Source organism: Acuticoccus sediminis, assembly GCF_003258595.1.
Lineage (GTDB): Bacteria > Pseudomonadota > Alphaproteobacteria > Rhizobiales > Amorphaceae > Acuticoccus > Acuticoccus sediminis.
Window position 1 is genome coordinate 145839 of sequence record NZ_QHHQ01000003.1, and the last position, 18120, is coordinate 163958.

Annotated in this window: 16 protein-coding genes; 11 read left to right on the forward strand and 5 right to left on the reverse strand. The window is 70.3% G+C overall.

The genetic code is table 11. The features are described 5' to 3' along the window. Nucleotides 1-127 precede the first annotated feature (127 nt). Together DLJ53_RS14920 and DLJ53_RS14925 are read right to left on the reverse strand one after the other, a co-directional pair. On the reverse strand, nucleotides 128-568 hold the full coding sequence (locus DLJ53_RS14920; RefSeq protein WP_146619963.1) for a hypothetical protein: 441 nt from the start codon (nucleotides 566-568) through the stop codon (nucleotides 128-130). Between the two features lie 104 nt (nucleotides 569-672). Beyond that, on the reverse strand, nucleotides 673-1761 hold the full coding sequence (locus DLJ53_RS14925; protein WP_111346591.1) for an alkene reductase: 1089 nt from the start codon (nucleotides 1759-1761) through the stop codon (nucleotides 673-675). A 185-nt stretch (nucleotides 1762-1946) separates the two neighbouring features. On the opposite strand from DLJ53_RS14925, the gene DLJ53_RS14930 reads away from it, so the two are divergent. Continuing rightward, nucleotides 1947-3743 (forward strand): IlvD/Edd family dehydratase, encoded by a 1797-nt coding sequence (locus DLJ53_RS14930; RefSeq protein ID WP_226581928.1) that lies wholly within the window; start codon nucleotides 1947-1949, stop codon nucleotides 3741-3743. 42 nt (nucleotides 3744-3785) lie between these two features. Beyond that, nucleotides 3786-4685 carry a 2-dehydro-3-deoxygalactonokinase gene (locus tag DLJ53_RS14935; protein ID WP_162409239.1) on the forward strand — a complete coding sequence of 300 codons (900 nt, stop codon included), beginning with the start codon at nucleotides 3786-3788 and terminating at the stop codon, nucleotides 4683-4685. A gap of 138 nt (nucleotides 4686-4823) precedes the next feature. Here the strand turns inward: DLJ53_RS14935 and DLJ53_RS14940 are convergent, their stop codons facing one another. After that, entirely contained in the window at nucleotides 4824-6251 is a 1428-nt protein-coding gene (locus DLJ53_RS14940; protein WP_111346597.1) for an amidase, read from the reverse strand. Nucleotides 6252-6401: 150 nt separating this feature from the next. Between DLJ53_RS14940 and DLJ53_RS14945 the strand changes: the two genes are divergently transcribed. Next, nucleotides 6402-7526: a M20 family metallopeptidase gene (locus tag DLJ53_RS14945; RefSeq protein WP_111346599.1), complete on the forward strand. Its 1125-nt coding sequence runs from the start codon at nucleotides 6402-6404 to the stop codon at nucleotides 7524-7526. 58 nt (nucleotides 7527-7584) lie between these two features. On the opposite strand, the gene DLJ53_RS34725 is transcribed toward DLJ53_RS14945, so the two are convergent. After that, nucleotides 7585-8856 carry a hypothetical protein gene (locus DLJ53_RS34725; protein WP_146619964.1) on the reverse strand — a complete coding sequence of 424 codons (1272 nt, stop codon included), beginning with the start codon at nucleotides 8854-8856 and terminating at the stop codon, nucleotides 7585-7587. 354 nt (nucleotides 8857-9210) lie between these two features. Here DLJ53_RS34725 and DLJ53_RS14960 point away from each other — a divergent pair, with 354 nt between their 5' ends. From DLJ53_RS14960 to ureC, 3 genes are all read left to right on the forward strand, one after another. Then, nucleotides 9211-10023, forward strand: a complete 813-nt coding sequence (locus DLJ53_RS14960) for a ribonuclease HII (protein WP_111346605.1) — start codon at nucleotides 9211-9213, stop codon at nucleotides 10021-10023. Nucleotides 10024-10119: 96 nt separating this feature from the next. Continuing rightward, complete coding sequence (locus DLJ53_RS14965; protein ID WP_111346607.1) at nucleotides 10120-12420, forward strand: molybdopterin-dependent oxidoreductase; 2301 nt, start codon at nucleotides 10120-10122, stop codon at nucleotides 12418-12420. Between the two features lie 130 nt (nucleotides 12421-12550). After that, nucleotides 12551-14248 carry an urease subunit alpha gene (ureC, locus tag DLJ53_RS14970; protein ID WP_111346609.1) on the forward strand — a complete coding sequence of 566 codons (1698 nt, stop codon included), beginning with the start codon at nucleotides 12551-12553 and terminating at the stop codon, nucleotides 14246-14248. A gap of 43 nt (nucleotides 14249-14291) precedes the next feature. On the opposite strand, the gene DLJ53_RS14975 is transcribed toward ureC, so the two are convergent. Beyond that, nucleotides 14292-14732, reverse strand: coding sequence for a hypothetical protein (locus tag DLJ53_RS14975; RefSeq protein ID WP_111346611.1), 441 nt, complete (start codon nucleotides 14730-14732; stop codon nucleotides 14292-14294). Nucleotides 14733-14925: 193 nt separating this feature from the next. On the opposite strand from DLJ53_RS14975, the gene DLJ53_RS35550 reads away from it, so the two are divergent. From DLJ53_RS35550 to DLJ53_RS14995, 5 genes are all read left to right on the forward strand, one after another. Beyond that, nucleotides 14926-15093, forward strand: coding sequence for a hypothetical protein (locus DLJ53_RS35550; RefSeq protein WP_202913180.1), 168 nt, complete (start codon nucleotides 14926-14928; stop codon nucleotides 15091-15093). A 21-nt stretch (nucleotides 15094-15114) separates the two neighbouring features. Beyond that, on the forward strand, nucleotides 15115-15660 hold the full coding sequence (locus DLJ53_RS14980; RefSeq protein WP_111346613.1) for an urease accessory protein UreE: 546 nt from the start codon (nucleotides 15115-15117) through the stop codon (nucleotides 15658-15660). Continuing rightward, nucleotides 15599-16336, forward strand: a complete 738-nt coding sequence (locus DLJ53_RS14985; RefSeq protein WP_244935080.1) for an urease accessory protein UreF — start codon at nucleotides 15599-15601, stop codon at nucleotides 16334-16336. Before DLJ53_RS14980 ends, DLJ53_RS14985 begins: the two co-directional genes overlap by 62 nt. A 71-nt stretch (nucleotides 16337-16407) precedes the next feature. Further along, the gene (gene ureG / locus DLJ53_RS14990) at nucleotides 16408-17028 is read left to right on the forward strand and encodes an urease accessory protein UreG (protein WP_111346615.1); all 621 of its coding nucleotides are present in this window, start codon (nucleotides 16408-16410) and stop codon (nucleotides 17026-17028) included. Between the two features lie 205 nt (nucleotides 17029-17233). Continuing rightward, nucleotides 17234-18118 carry an MBL fold metallo-hydrolase gene (locus tag DLJ53_RS14995; RefSeq protein ID WP_162409240.1) on the forward strand — a complete coding sequence of 295 codons (885 nt, stop codon included), beginning with the start codon at nucleotides 17234-17236 and terminating at the stop codon, nucleotides 18116-18118. Nucleotides 18119-18120: the final 2 nt, after the last annotated feature.

Below are 18120 nucleotides of genomic sequence, written 5' to 3' on the forward strand. Positions count from 1 at the left end.
TGGAGGACGTCGGCGCCGGGAATGCCTTCCCGGACTGATCCGGGGGCGAGGTGGGGGGCCGGCACCACCCTTCGCCCGGCAAGCTGGCACGTCAGCGCGGCCCCGCGAGACCGGGCACCTGCGGCGGCTATCTGCTGCGCTGGCAGTCGAAGCTTGTCCGGCTCGAGAGGCTGCCGGTCTGTTCGTTGGCCGTGACCTTGGCGCTGTAGAGGGTGCCTTCCGCCACTTCGAAGGCGCCGAAGCCCCAGGGCACGCCGCCACGCAGCGTCTCCTTCGTGCCGTCGGCCACGAAGAGCGGCCCTTGGGGGCGGTACTCGACCCGCCAGCGCCCGGTGATCTCGAACGGGTCCTTCCCGGCAGGGGAGGTCTCCGTTCCTTCCGCGGTCAGCACGCCGTCGGCGTCGGCGATCATCGAGAAATGCTGGTCGATTCCGTGGCTCTTGAAGCCGTCCGGCGTGAATTCGGACAGTGACAGCTCACAGACCCAGCGGCCGATGAACCGGTCCTGCGTGGCGAACGCCCCGGTCACCGAACCCAGAAAAGCGACTGCGACGACTGCAAGCCTCATTGCTAAACCCTCAGACGAAACAACGGCTTGCAGTGTTGCAGATCGCCGCCCGCACCTCAATCTGAGATTGCGTAGTGGCGGTGCCGATTTGACCCGTGCGCCGCTTATGCTGCGCGCGGGTAGTCCGTATAGCCAGTGGCGCCCGGAGTATAGAAGGTATCCGGGTTCGGCGCGTTCAGATCGGCCCCTTTGAGAAATCGCTGCGGCAGGTCCGGATTGGAGATGTAGGGGCGCCCGAACGCCACCAGCTCGCCCTTGCCCGCGGCGAGGTCGACCTCGGCCCGGTCCGCGTCATAGCCGCCGGAGAGGACCACCGTGCCGCCGAAGGCGTCGCGCATCGCGGTCTTGATGCTCTCCGGAACCTCCGGCGCGCCCATGGCGGAGTGGTCGACCACGTGGAGGTAGGCGAGGCCGAGCGCGCCGAGTTCGCGGGCAAGCGCGACGAACTGCTCGTCGATGCCCTCGAACGCGCCGAGGCCGTTGAAGGCGCCGTAGGGGGAGAGGCGGATGCCGACGCGCTGCGCGCCGATGGCCTCGACCGTCCGGCGGGCGACCTCGATGGCGAAGCGGTTGCGCGCTTCGGGCGTCCCGCCCCAGCCGTCGGTGCGCTGATTGGTGATGGGATTGATGAACTGGTCGATCAGGTAGCCGTTCGCGCCGTGCAGCTCGACACCGTCGAGACCCGCCGCGAGCGCGTTGCGGCTCGCCGATACGAACTCGTCGATGGCCTGGTGGATCTCCGCCTCGGTCATCGCGTGCGGCACCGGATGGGCCTTGGCGCCCTCCGCGTCGGTGTACATCTCGCCGGGAGCGGCGATGGCGGACGGGGCGACGACCTTGCCGCCTTCGGGGAGGTTGAGGGGATGGCCGATGCGGCCGGTGTGCATGATCTGGGCGAAGATCCTGGCGTCACCGTCGTGGACCGCCTCGGCGACCTTGCGCCAGCCTTCGATCTGCGCCGGGCTGAAAAGTCCCGGAATTCGAGGGTAGCCGAGGCCGTTGGGGCTCGGCGCGGTGCCTTCCGTGATGAGGAGGCCGGCGCCGGCGGCGCGCGCGCCGTAGTACTCGGCCATTAGGTCGTTCGGCACGTTGCCGACCGCCCGGGAGCGCGTCATCGGCGCCATCACGACACGGTTCTGAAGCGTCAGGTCGCCGAGCTCGAACGGCGAGAACAGGTGCGGATAGGATGGCATCTGCGGATCTTTCATGAGCAATCGGTAAGGTCGATGCGGCGCTGAGTTGGGGGCCGGGTGTAATGATTGCAATAGCACTCAGTGCATAGGCACCTATGCCGCCTGTTCAAACAGACTGCGCGTGTCTCCAGAGAGTTGTGTGACACCGCAATCCGGCGTTAGTTGAATTCCAATGAGCGGGGGATGTGGCTGTGGCCGATACACCAAGAAAATTGCGTAGCCGCGAGTGGTTCGACGATCCGTCCGACCCTTCGGCAACGGCACTCTATCTGGAGCGCTATCTCAACTGGGGCCTGACGCAGGAGGAGCTGCAGTCCGGCAAGCCGATCATCGGCATCGCGCAGACCGGGTCGGACCTGTCGCCCTGCAACCGCCCGCACATCGAGCACGCCAAGCGCATCCGCGAGGGCATCCGCGAGGCCGGCGGCATCGCCCTGGAATTCCCCGTCCATCCGATCCAGGAGACCGGCAAGCGGCCGACCGCGGCGCTTGACCGAAACCTTGCCTATCTCGGCCTCGTCGAGATCCTGTTCGGCTACCCGCTCGACGGTGTCGTGCTGACGGTCGGGTGCGACAAGACGATGCCCGCCTGCATGATGGCGGCGGCGACAGTCGACATCCCGGCGATCGCCTTCTCGGCGGGTCCGATGCTGAACGGCTGGTACAACGGCCAGCGGACCGGCGCGGGCACCATCGTCTGGCACGCGCGCAAGCTGATGGCCGCCGGCGAGATCGACTACAAGGGCTTCATCGACCTCGTCGCCTCCGCCTCGCCGTCGCCCGGCTACTGCAACACCATGGGCACGGCGACGACGATGAACTCGCTCGCCGAGGCGCTGGGGATGACGCTCCCCGGCCAGGCCGCCATCCCCGCGCCCCACAAGGAGCGCGGCGCGATGGCCTACGAGACCGGCAAGCGCATCGTCGACATGGTGAAGGAGGACCTGAAGCCCTCCGACATCCTGACGAAGAAGGCGTTCGAGAACGCCATCGTCATCAACTCGGCCATCGGCGGCTCCTCCAACGCGCCGATCCACATCAACGCCATCGCCAGGCACATCGGCGTCGACCTCGACCTCGACGACTGGGAGCGCTGCGGGCTCGACGTCCCGCTGCTCGTCAACATGCAGCCGGCGGGCGAGTATCTCGGCGAGGACTACCACCACGCGGGCGGCGTGCCGGCGGTGGCGGCAGAACTGATGCGCCACGGCAAGCTGCACGAGGACGTCATCACCGCCAACGGCAAGACCGCGGGCGAGAACTGGAAGGCGGCGCCCAACCGCTGGCCGGATGTCATCCGCACGTTCGACACCGCTCTCAAGGAGCATGCCGGCTTCCGCGTGATGAAGGGCAACCTCTTCGACGCGGCGGTGATGAAGCTCTCGGTGATCTCGCCGGACTTCCGCGAACGGTACCTCTCGAACCCCGACGATCCGGACGCCTTCGAGGGCCGCGCGATCGTGTTCGACGGGCCCGAGCACTACCACCACGCGATCGACGATCCCTCGCTCAATATCGACGAGCACTGCGTCCTCTTCATCCGCGGCACGGGGCCGATCGGCTATCCGGGCGGCGCCGAGGTCGTGAACATGCGTGCGCCGGACTACCTTCTGAAGAAGGGCGTCCAGGAACTTCCGTGTGTCGGTGACGGGCGCCAGTCGGGGACGTCCGGCACGCCGTCGATCCTCAACGCCTCGCCGGAAGCGGCGGCGGGCGGCGGTCTCGCCCTCCTGAAGATGAACGACCGTGTTCGGATCGACCTCAAGAAGGGGCGTGCCGACATCCTCATCTCCGACGAGGAGCTGGCGGCGCGGCGCAAGGCGCTGGAGGAGGCCGGGGGCTACAAGTACCCGGAGAACCAGACGCCGTGGCAGGAGCTGCAGCGCGGCTGCGTCGATCAGTTCTCGGCCGGCATGGTGCTGAAACCGGCGGTCAAGTATCGCAAGATCGCCCGTACCTTCATGCCGCGCCACTCGCACTGAGCCGATGCGCCACGCGGTCTGCGCGCCCGTCGGGGGCGTTTCGTGCTGATCGGGGTCGACTGGGGGACGACGAGCCTGCGGGCCTACCTCATCGGCGACGACGGGTGGCCCGTCGACCGGGTGGAGGGCAGGCAGGGCCTCCTCAACGTCACCGACGGTGACTTCGAGGGCGTGCTGCAGCGGGCCGTCTCCGGGTGGCTCGCCGACGCGCCGGCCGGCACGCCGATCCTGCTGTCCGGCATGGTCGGCTCGCGTCAGGGCTGGGTCGAGGCGCCTTACGTTTCCGTCCCGGCGACGGCGGCCGCGCTCGCGGCGAACTGCGCCGAGATCGCGACGTCGTCGATGGGGCGGGTGCGGATCGTTCCGGGCGTGCTGCTCGACGATGCGGCGAGCGGGCGCGCCGACGTTATGCGCGGCGAAGAGACCGAGATCATGGGCGCGCTCGCGGCGCTCGGTCTCTCCGACGGCACCTTCGTGCTGCCGGGGACCCACTCCAAATGGGTGACGGTCTCGGCCGGCGTCATCACCGACTTCTCGACCTACATGACCGGCGAGATCTTCGCCGCGATGCGCGACCACACCATCCTTTCGCGCATGATGAAGAGCGAGGGCGACGACGCGGCGGCCTACGCCGACGGCGTCGGCACCGGCCTTGCCCTGTCCGGGCCGGGCGAACTCCTGTCCGCGCTCTTCGGCGTGCGCGTTCGGGGGCTGCTGGGGCGGCTGTCAGAGGCCTCCTCGGCGAGCTTCCTCTCCGGACTGCTGATCGGCGCGGAGATCGCCTCGGCGGCGGCCGGGCGAGCGGAGGTCGTCATCGTCGCCGCACCGGGTCTCGCCGAGCGCTACAGGAGCGCGCTGGCGACGGCGGGGATCGCCAACCGCCTCGCCCCGCCGGACACGGCCGCGCAGGGCCTCGCACGGATCGCCGCGCAGCTCCCGTAGCTCCGGCTGCCGCATCGCCTTGGCTGTGCGGCGCGCCGCGAGGCGGGACATTCGTGGGCCGGGAAGCGCCGGCGGCCTCGCCGGACTCTTCCGGGAAGCCCCGGCTCGAGCCCGGTCCGGAGCGTCAGGGCCGCGCGGTCAGGCCAGCGCCGCGAGGTCGGGGAGGGGGCGCGCCGTGACCGGGTCCGCGGCGAACTGCGCCTCGATCGCGGCGGCGATCGCCAGGATCTTCCGGTCGGCGCCGCGCGGGCCGATGACCTGCAGGCCGAAGGGCATCCCGTGACCGTCCTTGCCCGCGGGGATCGCGGCGGCGCAGGCAAAGCCCATCGTCGGGATGTAGCTGAGGGCGAGCCAGCGCATGTACGTCGGCATCGCCTCCCCGTCGATCTCCTCCACGAAGAGCTGGCTGTGCGGGAACGGGGACACCGACGCGGCCGGCGCGATCAGCGCGTCGTAGCGTTCGAAGAAGGCGACGAACCGGCGATAGAGTGCCGCCTGCTCGCGCTGCGCCCAGGCGACGTCCGCCGTGGTGAAGGTGAGGCCGCGCTCGGTGTTGTCGATGACGTTGCGGTCGAGCTGGTCGCGGTGCTTCTGCACGCGCTCGTGGTGCGCCACCAGGAAGGCGATGCCGCGGGTGATCTCGAAGATCTCGTGCGCGGGACCGAAGTCGGGTGTCGCCGTCTCCACATTGAGGCCGGCCGACGCCAGCGACCCAACGCGCGCGTCGAACACGCCGCGGATCTCCTTCGCCACCGGGGCGAGGTCGAAGTCCACCGACGTCGCGAGGCGCACGCTCGAGAGGTCGGCCGCCGGGATGGCCGCTTCGATCCCGTCCGCCGCATGGGAGTACGGGTCGCGCGGGTCGTAGCCGGCCTGGGCCGACATCAGGAGGACCGAATCGGCCACCGTCCGTCCCATCGGGCCGTTGACGCCCCAGGGCGAGAGGTAGGCCGCCATCTCCGGCGCCGGGACGAGGCCCATCGAGGGGCGGAAGCCGGTGATGCCGCAGAAGCTCGCCGGCGTGCGCAGGCTGCCGCCGTAGTCCGAGCCGGTCGCGACCGGCACCATGCCGACCGCGAGCGCTGCCGCCGAGCCGCCCGAGGAGCCGGCCGACGTCTTCGTCGGGTCGAACGGGTTGCCGGTGGGGCCGAACAGGCGGTTGGTCGTGTTGGCGCCGGCGGCGAACTCGGGAAGGTTCGTCTTGGCGAACACGACGGCGCCCTCGGCCCGCAGCCGCGCGACGCCCGGCTCGTCCTCCGCCGCCACGTTGTCGGCGTAGAGGAGCGAGCCGTGCGAGGTCACCATGCCCTTGACGTCGCGGTTGTCCTTGATGGCCGTCGGCAGGCCGTGCAGCCGGCCCAGCGGGCGGCCGTCCATCACCGCCTGCTCGGCGGCCTTCGCCCCGTTCATCGCCGCGTCCGCGTCGAGCGCGACGATTGCGTTGAGCGTCGGGTTCAGCCTGGCGATGCGCGCGAGGCAGCTCTCCATCAGTTCCACCGGCGACAGCGCCTTCGCACCGATGAGGCGGCGCGCTTCGGTGGCATCGAGGTCGGCTGGCTCGCTCATGAACGTCCTCCTGAAACGGGCCGCGATCTTTAGCGCCTCGGACACAAAACAAAACCCTCGACGTGCCCCGGAGTCGGATTTGCAGGGGAACGCTTTGCGCTGGACCCCGACCGGCGGGCGGCCCATGCTCGCCATGAAACGAGAGGCGCCATGACTTCCGAGACGACCCCCGAGACGAGCGAACTCATCGCCGGACTGAAACCCTGGATCGAGACCGAGAGCCCCACCTCCGACCCCGCCCGGGTCAACGCCATGATGGACCTCGCGACCGCCGAGCTGTCCGCCGCCGGTGCCAGCGTGACGCGGATTCCTGGCCGCGACGGCCGGGGCGACCACCTCTCCGCCGCGATGCCCTGGGGTGGTGACGGGCCCGGTGTCCTGGTGCTGTGCCATCTCGACACGGTCCACCCGGTCGGCACGCTCGCCCAGCTTCCGTACCGCCAGGACGGCGACCGCCTCTACGGCCCCGGCACCGCGGATATGAAGGGCGGCGCCTACATCGCCCTGAAGGCGGCGGCCGCGGTCGGCAAGGACGGGACGGGACGGCTGCCGGTGCGCTTCGTCTTCACCGCCGACGAGGAGACCGGCAGCAAGACCTCCCGCACCCTTATCGAGGAGAGCGCGAAGAACGCCAGATACGTGCTGGTGACCGAGGCCGGACGCGACGGCGGCAAGGTGGTGACTTCGCGCAAGGGCGTCGGCATCTACGAGCTGACGGCGACGGGCCGCGCCGCGCACGCCGGTACCAGCCACGCCGACGGGCGCAGCGCCGTCGTGGAGATGGCCCGGCAGATCCTCGCCATCGAGGCGCTGACGGACCGTGAGCGCGGCATCACGCTCAACGTCGGGCAGGTGCACGGCGGTACCGTCACAAATACGGTGCCGGAGCGCTGCGTCGCCAACATCGACCTGCGCGTCACCGAGGACCGCGACTTCGCCGGCATCGACGCCGCCCTCCACGCGCTGGCGCCGCACGACCCCGACGTGACGCTCTCCCTGACCGGCGGTCCGAACCGGCCGGCCTACACCAAGGGTCCGGGGATCGCGGCGCTGCACGAGCACGCCGCCCGCCTTGCCGCCGAGCTCGGCTTCCCGCTGGAGGATCTGCACACCGGCGGCGGCAGCGACGGTAGCTTCGTCGCCAACCACGTGCCGACACTGGACGGTCTGGGTGTCGAGGGCGCCGCCGCACACACCATCAACGAGCACCTTTACGTGTCGTCGATGGTGCCGCGCATGATGCTGCTGCGGCGTCTGATGGAGACCTTGAGCTAGCCGGACGGGGCCGACGCGGCCGCCCGGCCGCCGGGGAGCCTCGGGACCGGAGGCCGCCTCAGGAGAAGAGGCGGCGCGGGGCTGTGCGCAGGCGCGGCTCGTAGGCGCCGTCCGCGTCCCGGACGGACTTCGCGGGCGTCTGCGCGAACCGCTCGGCGAAGGCGCGGGCCTGGCTCTCGCGGTCCGCGAGGGGGGCCTCGCCGGTGCGCCGATCCGGGGCCGTGGCGCCGCGCCTGGCCGCCTCGTTGGCGCGGCGGCGCTCGGCGATGCGCGCCTCGATCATCTCCACCGTCAGGCGGCGCGGCGGCTCGGGCTTTGCAGGCACGGCCGGGGCCGGCGCGGCCGCGGCGGGCTCGACGACGCTGCCGGGCAGGGCCTGTCGCGCCGGCTGTTGTACCGGGTCCGGCTGGCGGTGTCCGCGGGTCGCGGCTTCCAGCTCGGCGCGGTCGAGGCGGGCCTCGAGCATGGTGACACGTCGGACCACCTCGACCACCGCGTCCTGCAGGCGCGTCACCTCGGACTTCTTGGCGACGTTCGCCACCTCGGCGATCAGCGTGCCGAGCGAGCGCGCGATGCCCGTCTCCGACTGCACCACGACGGGTGCCGGCGCGGGGGCGGCCTCGACCGGCGCGGGTTCCACGCTCGGGGCGGCGGCCCCGACGGACGCGTCGACGGTCTGGCGAAGCTGGTCGAGCCAGGTCTCCGGCGCCGGTGCGGCCACCGGAGCCGCTATCGGGGCGGCGGCGGCGAGCGGGACGAGGGGCTTGTTGCGGATCTCCTCGAGCGCCCGGGCCAGGACGTAGAAGTTGGCGAGCGTCGAGTCGGCAGTGATCGGAACCTCCGCGGCCGCCTCGGCCGCAGCGGCCGTGACCGGCGCCTCCTGCGCCGTGGCCGACTGGACGGGGGCCGGCTGGGCGTGGGCCGTTTCCGTAGGCGGCGATTGCAACTGTGCAGATTGCATCGGGGCCGACTGTGCCGGAGCGGCTTGCGCCGGGGCCGCCTGTGCCGGGGCGGATTGGGTCCGGGCCGGCGGCAGCGGCGCCGCCTTGGCCGGTGCGGGCGGCTCCTCCCGGAGTTCCGCGGCGGTGCGGACCGGAGGGAGGGTGCGCTTGGCGCGATAGGAGGCGGGGGCCTGCTCCATCAGCGGCCGCTGCGGCCGCCCGATGCGTCCGGCCGGGAGGTCGAGGTCGGGTTCGCGAAGCGAGGCGACGGCCCGGTCGTAGTCCGACGAGTGCGACTCTTTCTCGGCCCAGCGCGGCGCACCCCAGGCATCGGGTTCGCCCAACGCGGTCGACAAGCGCTGATCGGCCTCATTCCTTGTCTTCAGCATAGACACCTTCCTCGACTCTCGGCCGCATGCCGAATCGGCCCCGTCGAAGCGCCGTTAACGGAATTGGACGCAGGGATGGTGGTCCGTGCAACGTGCAATCACGGGCTTTGCACAGAACCCATCGCCGCTCCGTTCAAACGGTGGAAAACGGCCGAAAGACTGGGGATTTGTATGCCATGCGCGGGCACTGCGCGGCAAATATCCCTATAGTCGGTCGATCGCCTTCCCGCCGGCGTGGCGCCATGATCAAGGTCACAAGTCGCTTGCGCATGGCTTGCTTTGCGAATCGGGCGCAAGCTGTTTAGCTCTTGCAGGCCCTCGCGCGAGCGTCGCGGGTCCATCAACGGAGATCGAATGGCACTGACCCCGGCCCGGCACCGCAGCCTCTCGCGCTACGAGAAGATCGTGTGCGGGGTCGACGAAGCGGGACGGGGGCCTTGGGCCGGACCCGTGGTCGTGGCCGCCGTGATCCTCCCGCGGGACATGAAGATCGAGGGGGTCGCCGACTCCAAGATCCTCTCCCACAAGGTCCGCACCGAGCTGTTCGACTATATTGCCGCGGAGGCGATGGTCTCGACCGTCGTCGTCAGCGCGCGCCGGGTGGACGAGATGAACATCCGCGCCGCCACGCTCTGGGGCATGCGCAAGGCCGTGGCGACGCTCCCCGTCCGCCCGTCCGTGGCGCTGATCGACGGGCGGGACATGCCGGACGGCCTGTGCGTCCCCGGGCGGCCGCTCGTCGGCGGTGACGGGCGCTCCTCGGCGATCGCGGCCGCGTCCATCGTCGCCAAGGTGACGCGCGACCGGCTGATGATCCACCTCGCCAAGACCTTCCCGCGCTACGGGTTCGAACGTCACAAGGGCTACGGCACGCCCGAGCACCGGGAGGCGCTGGCGACCTTCGGCCCGTCGATCCACCACCGCCGCAGCTTCGCCCCGGTGCGCGCCTGCTTCGCCCCGGAGGCGATGGACGGCCTGCCGGACGTCGCCGACGTGATCGACGACGCGCTGGACGGGCCGGTCGACATCGCCCTCGCCGGTCCTCTGGACGGCCCCGTCGACGACACGGGCGGCTATGCGGCGGCGCACCCGGCCGAGCCCGCGCCGCCGCGCCGCGGCAGGGGGCGGCGCGGGTCGGCGTCGGCGGTCTCGTCGCGGGCGGGCTAAGCCCCTGCCATCACGCATCTTCCGGCATGACCGCGCCGCACGATTTTTCCCGCCGCCCCGCTGACGGCGGGTCAACTGCGCGGTAAAACAGCGTTCATGACTGAATCGTTGACGCACAGCTCCCATTGGGGTGCCTTCTCGGTGACCCCCGAGGCCGATGGCCGGCTCGAGATCACGCCCCACAAGGGAGATCCCGATCCGTCGCCCATCCTGCAGAATCTCACCGACGCGCTGCGCCATCCCGCCCGCGTCGCTCGCCCGATGGTGCGCCGCGGCTGGCTGACCGACGGTCCCGGCCCGACGACCCGGCGTGGTCACGACGAGTTCGTCGCCGTCCCCTGGGACGACGTGATCGACCGTCTGGCTGCGGAGCTGAAGCGCGTCGAGTCCGAGTTCGGCGCGGAGGCCGTCTTCGGCGGCTCCTACGGCTGGTCGAGCGCAGGGCGCTTCCATCACGCCCAGAGCCAGGTGCACCGGTTCCTGAACAAGACGATCGGCGGCTACGTGAAGTCGGTCGGCACCTACAGCTCGGCCGCGGCCCACGCGATGCTGCCGCACATCTTCGGCTCCGTCATGGACGTGGCGCGCCACAACGTGACATGGGACCAGATCGTCGAGCACACCGAGCTGGTGCTCGCCTTCGGCGGCCTCGCGGTGAAGAACTCGGCCATCGCGCAGGGCGGCATCAGCCAGCACATCGAGCGCCTGTCGATGGGCGCCGCGGCGAAACGCGGTGCGCGGTTCGTCCTCATCTCGCCGCTGCGCAGCGACATGCCGCCGGACGCCAATGCCGAGTGGCTCCCGATCCAGCCCGGCACCGACACGGCGCTTCTCCTGGCGATGATGTACGTCCTCGACAGCGAGGGCCTCGCCGACATGGACTTCGTCGACCGCTACACCGTCGGGTTTGACACGTTCGCGGCGTACATGCGCGGCACCAGCGACGGCCAGCCAAAGGACCCGCACTGGGCGGCGCCGATCACCGGCATCCCGGCCGACACGATCGCGCAGCTCGCGCGTGACGCCGCCAGGGCGCGCACCCTGGTGACCAACTCCCACTCGCTCCAGCGCTCCGAGCACGGCGAGCAGCCGCTGTGGGCCTCGGCGGTGCTGGCGGCCATGCTCGGCGACATCGGCCTGCCGGGCGGCGGATACCACTATTCGCTCGGCTCCCTCGGCCACACGGGCCGCGCGCCGGCCGCCGTGCCGCTGCCGACCCTGCCGCAGGGGGACAACGGCGTCGCCAACTACATTCCGGTCGCCCGCATCACCGACATGCTGGAGAACCCGGGCGTCGAGTACGACTACAATGGCAACCGCCTGACCTACCCGGACATCAAGCTGATGTACTGGGCCGGCGGCAACCCGTTCCACCATCACCAGGACCTTGAGCGGCTCGCCAGGGCGCTGGGCAAGCTGGACACCTTCGTGGTGCACGACTTCGCCTTCACCTCCGCCGCGCGGCACGCCGACATCGTGTTGCCGGCGACCATGAGCCTGGAGCGCGAGGACCTCGGCGCTGGCGGCACCGACTCGCTCATCGTCGCCATGCGCAAGCTGGCCGAGCCCTACGGCGAGGCGCGGGACGACTACTCGATCTTCGCCGGGATCGCAGAGCGCATGGGGCGCGGCGAGAACTTCACCGAGGGGCGCACCGCCGAACAGTGGCTCGAGCACCTCTACGAGCGCACCCGCGAGGCGCTGATCGCGCGTGGCGACCCGGCCCCGACGCTGGCCGAGCTGCGCGAGGCGGGCGACCTCGCGATCCCGATGGTACCCGACGATGGCGCCCTGATGGCCCGCTTCCGCGAGGATCCGGAGGCGAACCCGCTCGCGACCCCGTCCGGCAAGATCGAGATCTACAGCGAGACCGTCGCGGCGATGGGCTACGACGACTGCCCGGGCCACCCGACCTGGCTGGAGCGCTTCGAGGCTCCGCGGGGCGACGCGCCGCTTTGGCTCATCGCCAACCAGCCGGCGACGCGCCTGCACAGCCAGCTCGACTACGGTGCGCACTCGCGTGCCGGCAAGCGCGACGGGCGCGAAGTGGCGCGCCTCCATCCCGAGGACGCGGCGGCGCGCGGGATCTCGGTGGACGACGTCGTCGTCGTGACGAGCCCGCGCGGCGCCTGCCTGGCGACCGCCGACATCAGCGAGGACGTCCTGAAGGGCTGCGTGAACCTTGCGACCGGCGCCTGGTACGATCCGGTCGACATCGGCGGGCAGATCGTCTGCGTCCACGGCAACCCCAACGCCGTGACGCTCGACCGCGGCACGTCCAGGCTCGGCCAGGGCTGCACGGGCCAGCTCTCCTGCGTTGAGGTCGCTCGCTGGACCGGCCAGGTCCCCTCCGTGCGCGTCCACCGCGCACCGGATGCCGTGTCCGACGTCGCCTGATCGATCGCGCGGTCCATATTCGGGGGCCGCGCGATTTCGCAAGACGTGAATTAGCCCCGCCGCGTTGCACTTATCTGCGCGGCGGGACATTCTCGCGGGCGCATCTCCCCGGCTTCGGAGCCATCAGCCTATGCCCGCCAAGATCTCCCGCCACGACTATGCCGCGATGTTCGGCCCGACGGTCGGCGACAAGGTCCGCCTCGCCGACACCGAGCTCTTCATCGAGGTCGAGACGGACCACACGATCTACGGCGAGGAGGTGAAGTTCGGCGGCGGCAAGGTGATCCGCGACGGCATGGGCCAGTCGCAGGCGACGCGAGAGCAGGGCGCCGTGGACACCGTGATCACCAACGCGCTGATCCTCGACTGGTGGGGCGTGGTGAAGGCCGACGTCGGCCTCAGGGACGGCAACATCGTCGCCATCGGCAAGGCCGGCAATCCGGACACGCAGCCCGGCGTCAACATCGTCGTCGGCCCGGGCACCGAGGCGATCTCCGGCGAGGGCAAGATCCTCACCGCCGGCATCATCGACAGCCACATCCACTTCATCTGCCCGCAGCAGATCGACGAGGCGCTCGCCTCCGGCATCACCACGATGATCGGCGGCGGCACCGGCCCCGCGACCGGTACCAAGGCGACCACCTGCACCCCCGGGCCCTGGCACATCGCGCGGATGATCCAGGCCGCCGACGCCTTCCCGATGAACCTCGCGTTCGCCGGCAAGGGCAACGCCTCGCTTCCCGGTCCGCTCGTCGAGCAGATCCGGGCCGGCGCCATGGCGCTGAAGCTGCACGAGGACTGGGGCACGACGCCGTCGGCCATCGACACCTGCCTCACCGTCGCGGACGAGATGGACGTGCAGGTGATGCTGCACACCGACACGCTGAACGAGTCCGGCTTCGTCGAGGACACGATCGCCGCCTTCAAGGGCCGCACGATCCACGCCTTCCACACCGAGGGCGCCGGCGGCGGCCACGCCCCGGACATCATCAAGGTGGCGAGCCTTCCCAACGTCATCCCGTCGTCGACCAACCCGACGCGGCCCTACACCGTGAACACCGTCGAGGAGCACCTCGACATGCTCATGGTGTGCCACCACCTCGACGAGTCGATCCCCGAGGACATCGCCTTCGCTGAAAGCCGCATCCGCAAGGAGACCATCGCCGCGGAGGACATCCTCCACGACATGGGCGCGCTCTCCATCATCGCCTCGGACAGCCAGGCCATGGGCCGTGTCGGCGAGGTGCTGACCCGCACGCTGCAGACCGCGCACAAGATGCGCGTGCAGCGCGGCCGGCTTGCCGAGGAAAGCGGCCAGAACGACAACTTCCGCGCCCGCCGCTACATCGCCAAGGTGACGATCAATCCGGCGATCGCGCACGGCATCTCCGCCTATACGGGCTCGGTCGAGGTGGGCAAGCGGGCGGACCTCGTCCTCTGGTCGCCGGCCTTCTTCGGCGTGAAGCCGGACATGGTGCTGATCGGCGGCACCATCACCGCGGCGCAGATGGGCGACCCCAACGCCTCCATCCCGACGCCGCAACCGGTCCACATGCGCCCGCAGTTCGGTGCCTTCGGGCGCTCCATGACGGCCTCGTCGGTGACGTTCGTGTCCCGCGCCGCCGCGGACCAGGACTTCGGCACCTACAAGGAGAACCTCGTCGTCGAGAACACGCGCGGCATCGGCAAGGCGGACATGAAGCTCAACGACGCGCTGCCGAAGATCGAGGTCGATCCCGAGACCTACCGCGTGACCGCCGACGGGGAGCACCTGACGTGCGAGCCCGCCAAGGTCCTGCCGCTGGCGCAGCGCTATTTCATGTACTGAGCCGCGGCCGCCGGAACTCGGCCCGGCCGTCCTCGTGCGGCGCTCAGTCGTCCCGGGCGCAGGCGTCGGCGGTGTCGTCGTGCGCCTTCGTGAAGCTCGTGGCGGTGATGTCGCTCAGCGTAGCGCGCATGGGGCCGTCCATCACCCGGTCCCGCATCGCCTCGACGGTCTGCGGCGGGAGGATGTCCCGGCAGGTGAGGGGGGCGAACTGAAGATCGGAGTAGGTCTCGACGAGGCTCGTGCCCTCGAGCGTCCACCGGCCGTCGCCGGTGCCGCCGATGGTGCAGGTCCGCGCGCCGAGGTGGACGCTGGTCGACAGGATCGCCTCGAGCGTGCCGTCGGGGTGGTAGGTCGTCGTGCTGTCGGCGGTGATGTCGGGGGTCGAGACGTGGCAGGTCCAGCGGCCCACGAGGTCGATGTCGCCCGCCGAAGCCTCCGCCGCGGTGATGGCGAGGACGAGTGCGGCAAGGATGGACGAGCGCATGGGACGGAACTCTGGCATTATCGACACGAGAGCGGACATGGGTAAGTCGTTCTGACGTCAGGGCTGCGCTTCGCGGCTCCTCGCGTCAAGCCGCAGCCGTCCGCTGGTTCGTCCCGTGCCGGGCGGACGCGGTCCAACCCCGCGAATCCTGCCGGCTCGCTCGTTCGTTCTGATGCGACTGGAGGGATGCGACATGATCAACGATCCACGCGATCGCCCGACACCGAAGACCGATGACAAAATCATTCCCGGACAAGACGAGACGACCGCCGACTACGACGAGGCCGAGCTCGACGAGGCCATCGAGGAAAGCTTTCCGGCAAGCGACCCGCTCCCGCCGCCGACACGCGCCGGCGACTGACGGCCAGGGAGGGCGCCCGGCATGATCCGCGCCCATACCCGCCTGGAACCGGGCGAGGGCGGTCCGCCCTCGCTGATGGTGCGCCTCGGCTACGACGACCGCTTCCGCCGCCGCCTCGTGGTGGACACCGTGGAGGGGGAGCGTGTGCTCTTCGACCTCGCCGAGGCGACCCGCCTTCGTGACGGCGACCGCCTCGCCCTGGAGGATGGCCGCGTGCTCGGCGTCCAGGCGGAGCGGGAGGACGTGGTCGACATCACCGCCCCCGACGCCGCGACCCTGACACGCCTCGCCTGGCACCTCGGCAACCGCCATACGCCGACGGCGGTGCTGGGAACCGCCCTGCGGATCCGCCGCGACCATGTGCTGGAGGCGATGGTTGAGCGGCTCGGCGGTAAAGTGACCCCGATCCGCGCCCCCTTCGACCCGGAGGTCGGCGCCTACCACGACGGCGGCGGCCACGGGCATCACCAGATCGACGACCAGCATCATGGTCACGACCATGACCATGACCATGACCACGAGCACGGTGCCGGGCATCACCACGGCCACCACGACCATGACCTCTGAGCCCGTCGCCGCCGCGCCGGACGAGCTGGCGCTGCTCCTGACCTGGTTTTCGCCCGCCTGTCCCATCGGCGCCTTCTCCTACTCCCACGGCCTCGAGACGCTGTTCGAGAATGGCGGGCTCGATAACGCCGCAGCGACGAGGGCCGCGGTCGAGACCGCGCTGCGGGACGGGGCGGGGCGAACCGACGCGATCCTGATCGCCCACGCCTGGCGGGCCGCCCGCGCGCGAGACGGCCGCACGTTGGACGACCTCTCCGACCTCGGCCTCGCACTCAGCCCCTCCGCCGAGCGGCGGGAGGAGACGCTGCGGCAGGGCAACGCCTTCGCCGGCCTCTTCGACACCGTCTGGCCGGGGGCGCTCGGCCTGTCGGACAGGGACCGGCCGCTCCCCGTCGTCGTCGGCGCGGCGGGCGGTCTCCACGGCGTGCCGCTGCGGCCGTTGCTGATCGCGGCGCTCCACGCCTTTGCCGCCAACCTCGTCTCGGCCGCGGTGCGCCTCGTGCCGCTGGGGCAGACCGACGGGCAGCGTGTTACCGCGGCGCTGCTTCCCGTCACGATCGAGGTGGCGGTCGCGGCCGAGACGGCGGTGCTCGACGACATCACCGCGACCGCCATCGGCCTCGACGTGTGCGCCATGGCCCACGAGACGCAACACGTGCGCCTGTTCCGCTCTTGAACGTCGCGCATGGCCTTGCGCCCCACGGCGCCGGGTGCAACAGATTCGCTTTCTTCTCGAAAGGATGAGCTATGTCGGCGACGGCACACGGGCCGCTTCGTGTTGGAATCGGGGGGCCGGTCGGCTCCGGCAAGACGATGCTGATGGAACGGCTGTGCAAGGCGCTGCGTGACCGGATCGACATCGTCGCGATCACCAACGACATCTACACCAAGGAAGACGCGCTGATCCTTTCCCGCGCCGAGGCGCTGGCCGAGGAGCGCATCATGGGCGTGGAGACCGGCGGCTGTCCGCACACCGCCATCCGCGAGGACGCGTCCATCAACCTCGCCGCCATCAAGGAGATGCGCGAGCGCTTCCCCAAGGTGGACCTGGTGCTGGTCGAATCGGGCGGCGACAATCTCGCGGCGACCTTCTCGCCCGAGCTCGCCGACCTCACCATCTACGTGATCGACGTGGCGGGCGGGGAGAAGATCCCGCGCAAGGGTGGTCCCGGCATCACCCGCTCGGACCTGCTGATCATCAACAAGACCGACCTCGCCCCGTTCGTCGGCGCCTCGCTCGACGTCATGCGCGACGACGCCAAGCGCATGCGCGGCGACCGGCCCTTCCTGATGACCAACCTGCGGGCCGGCGACGGTGTGGACGACGTGATCGCCTTCCTCCGCGACAAGGGCGGGCTGGCGCTCTAGGCACGGGGCGGGAACGGTGGCGGCGGCCGGCCCGGAGAGGGTTGCGGCGGCGGCCCGTGGATGATCCGATCACCGGAGGCCGACATCTCGAAGGGGGTGCACGGCGGCCGCGGTGTCGCTTATTTCTGGCGGTATGTTGCAGCGAGACGATGGGACGAATGGTGCGATTCTCAGGACAGGCGTGCGCGCCCGAAGGAAGCGTCGGTTGAGCTTCGATCCGCGATACGGCGAGGCGGTGCCGGTTGGAAACGCGATCACGCGCATCACGGCCAACAACCCGGGGTCCTTCACCGGCGCCGGGACCAACACCTACCTGATCGGCGAGGAGCGGCTCATGCTGCTCGATCCGGGCCCGGACCTTCCCGAGCATCTGGCGCTGATCGGGAAGGCGATCCGCGGCCGGCCCGTCTCGCACATCCTGGTGACGCACTCCCACCGCGATCACATCGAGGGCCTGCAGGCGGTGCGCGACATGACGGGCGCACCGGTGGTCGCCGAGGGACCGGCGCGCCTGTCGCGCACGCTCCACCCCAGCGAGGTGGACCCTCGCCCAGGCTACGCCGACCGGCTCTTTCCCATCGACCACGTGGTGAGCGACGGCGAGACGATCTCCAACGGCGAGGTCTCGGTGACGGCGGTGACGACGCCCGGTCACGCCCCGGACCACGTCGCCTTCGCCTATGGCGACGACTTCTTCAGCGGCGACCACGTCATGGGCTGGTCGACGACCGTGGTTTCGCCGCCCGAAGGCTCGATGCGCGCCTACGTCGCCTCGCTGGAGAAGATCATGCCGATGGGCCACACCCGGTACCTGCCGGGCCATGGCGACATGATCGACGAGCCGGCGCGGACCGTCTCCGGCATCCGCAGCCACCGCCTGATGCGCGAGCGCGCCATCCTGCAGCGCCTCCAGGCCGGCGACCGCGCCATCTCCGACATCGTGGCGAACCTCTATTCCGGCATCGACCGCAGCCTCTACGACGCGGCGGCCATGTCCGTGCTGGCGCATCTGGAGATGCTGTACGAGCAGGGGCGGGTGTTCGCGGAAGGCTACGGCAAGTCGGCGCGCTGGCGTCCCTCCGGCGTCTGAGA

What these genes read in the sequence shown, in the direction of transcription:
- DLJ53_RS14975 (WP_111346611.1), bottom strand. Translation starts at nt 14,732, where the DNA reads ATGCGCTCGTCCATCCTTGCCGCACTCGTCCTCGCCATCACCGCGGCG.
- ureC (WP_111346609.1), top strand. Translation starts at nt 12,551, where the DNA reads ATGCCCGCCAAGATCTCCCGCCACGACTATGCCGCGATGTTCGGCCCG.
- DLJ53_RS34725 (WP_146619964.1), bottom strand. Translation starts at nt 8,856, where the DNA reads ATGCTGAAGACAAGGAATGAGGCCGATCAGCGCTTGTCGACCGCGTTG.
- DLJ53_RS14920 (WP_146619963.1), bottom strand. Translation starts at nt 568, where the DNA reads ATGAGGCTTGCAGTCGTCGCAGTCGCTTTTCTGGGTTCGGTGACCGGG.
- DLJ53_RS14985 (WP_244935080.1), top strand. Translation starts at nt 15,599, where the DNA reads ATGACCATGACCACGAGCACGGTGCCGGGCATCACCACGGCCACCACG.
- DLJ53_RS35550 (WP_202913180.1), top strand. Translation starts at nt 14,926, where the DNA reads ATGATCAACGATCCACGCGATCGCCCGACACCGAAGACCGATGACAAA.
- ureG (WP_111346615.1), top strand. Translation starts at nt 16,408, where the DNA reads ATGTCGGCGACGGCACACGGGCCGCTTCGTGTTGGAATCGGGGGGCCG.
- DLJ53_RS14925 (WP_111346591.1), bottom strand. Translation starts at nt 1,761, where the DNA reads ATGCCATCCTATCCGCACCTGTTCTCGCCGTTCGAGCTCGGCGACCTG.
- DLJ53_RS14965 (WP_111346607.1), top strand. Translation starts at nt 10,120, where the DNA reads ATGACTGAATCGTTGACGCACAGCTCCCATTGGGGTGCCTTCTCGGTG.
- DLJ53_RS14960 (WP_111346605.1), top strand. Translation starts at nt 9,211, where the DNA reads ATGGCACTGACCCCGGCCCGGCACCGCAGCCTCTCGCGCTACGAGAAG.
- DLJ53_RS14945 (WP_111346599.1), top strand. Translation starts at nt 6,402, where the DNA reads ATGACTTCCGAGACGACCCCCGAGACGAGCGAACTCATCGCCGGACTG.
- DLJ53_RS14940 (WP_111346597.1), bottom strand. Translation starts at nt 6,251, where the DNA reads ATGAGCGAGCCAGCCGACCTCGATGCCACCGAAGCGCGCCGCCTCATC.
- DLJ53_RS14980 (WP_111346613.1), top strand. Translation starts at nt 15,115, where the DNA reads ATGATCCGCGCCCATACCCGCCTGGAACCGGGCGAGGGCGGTCCGCCC.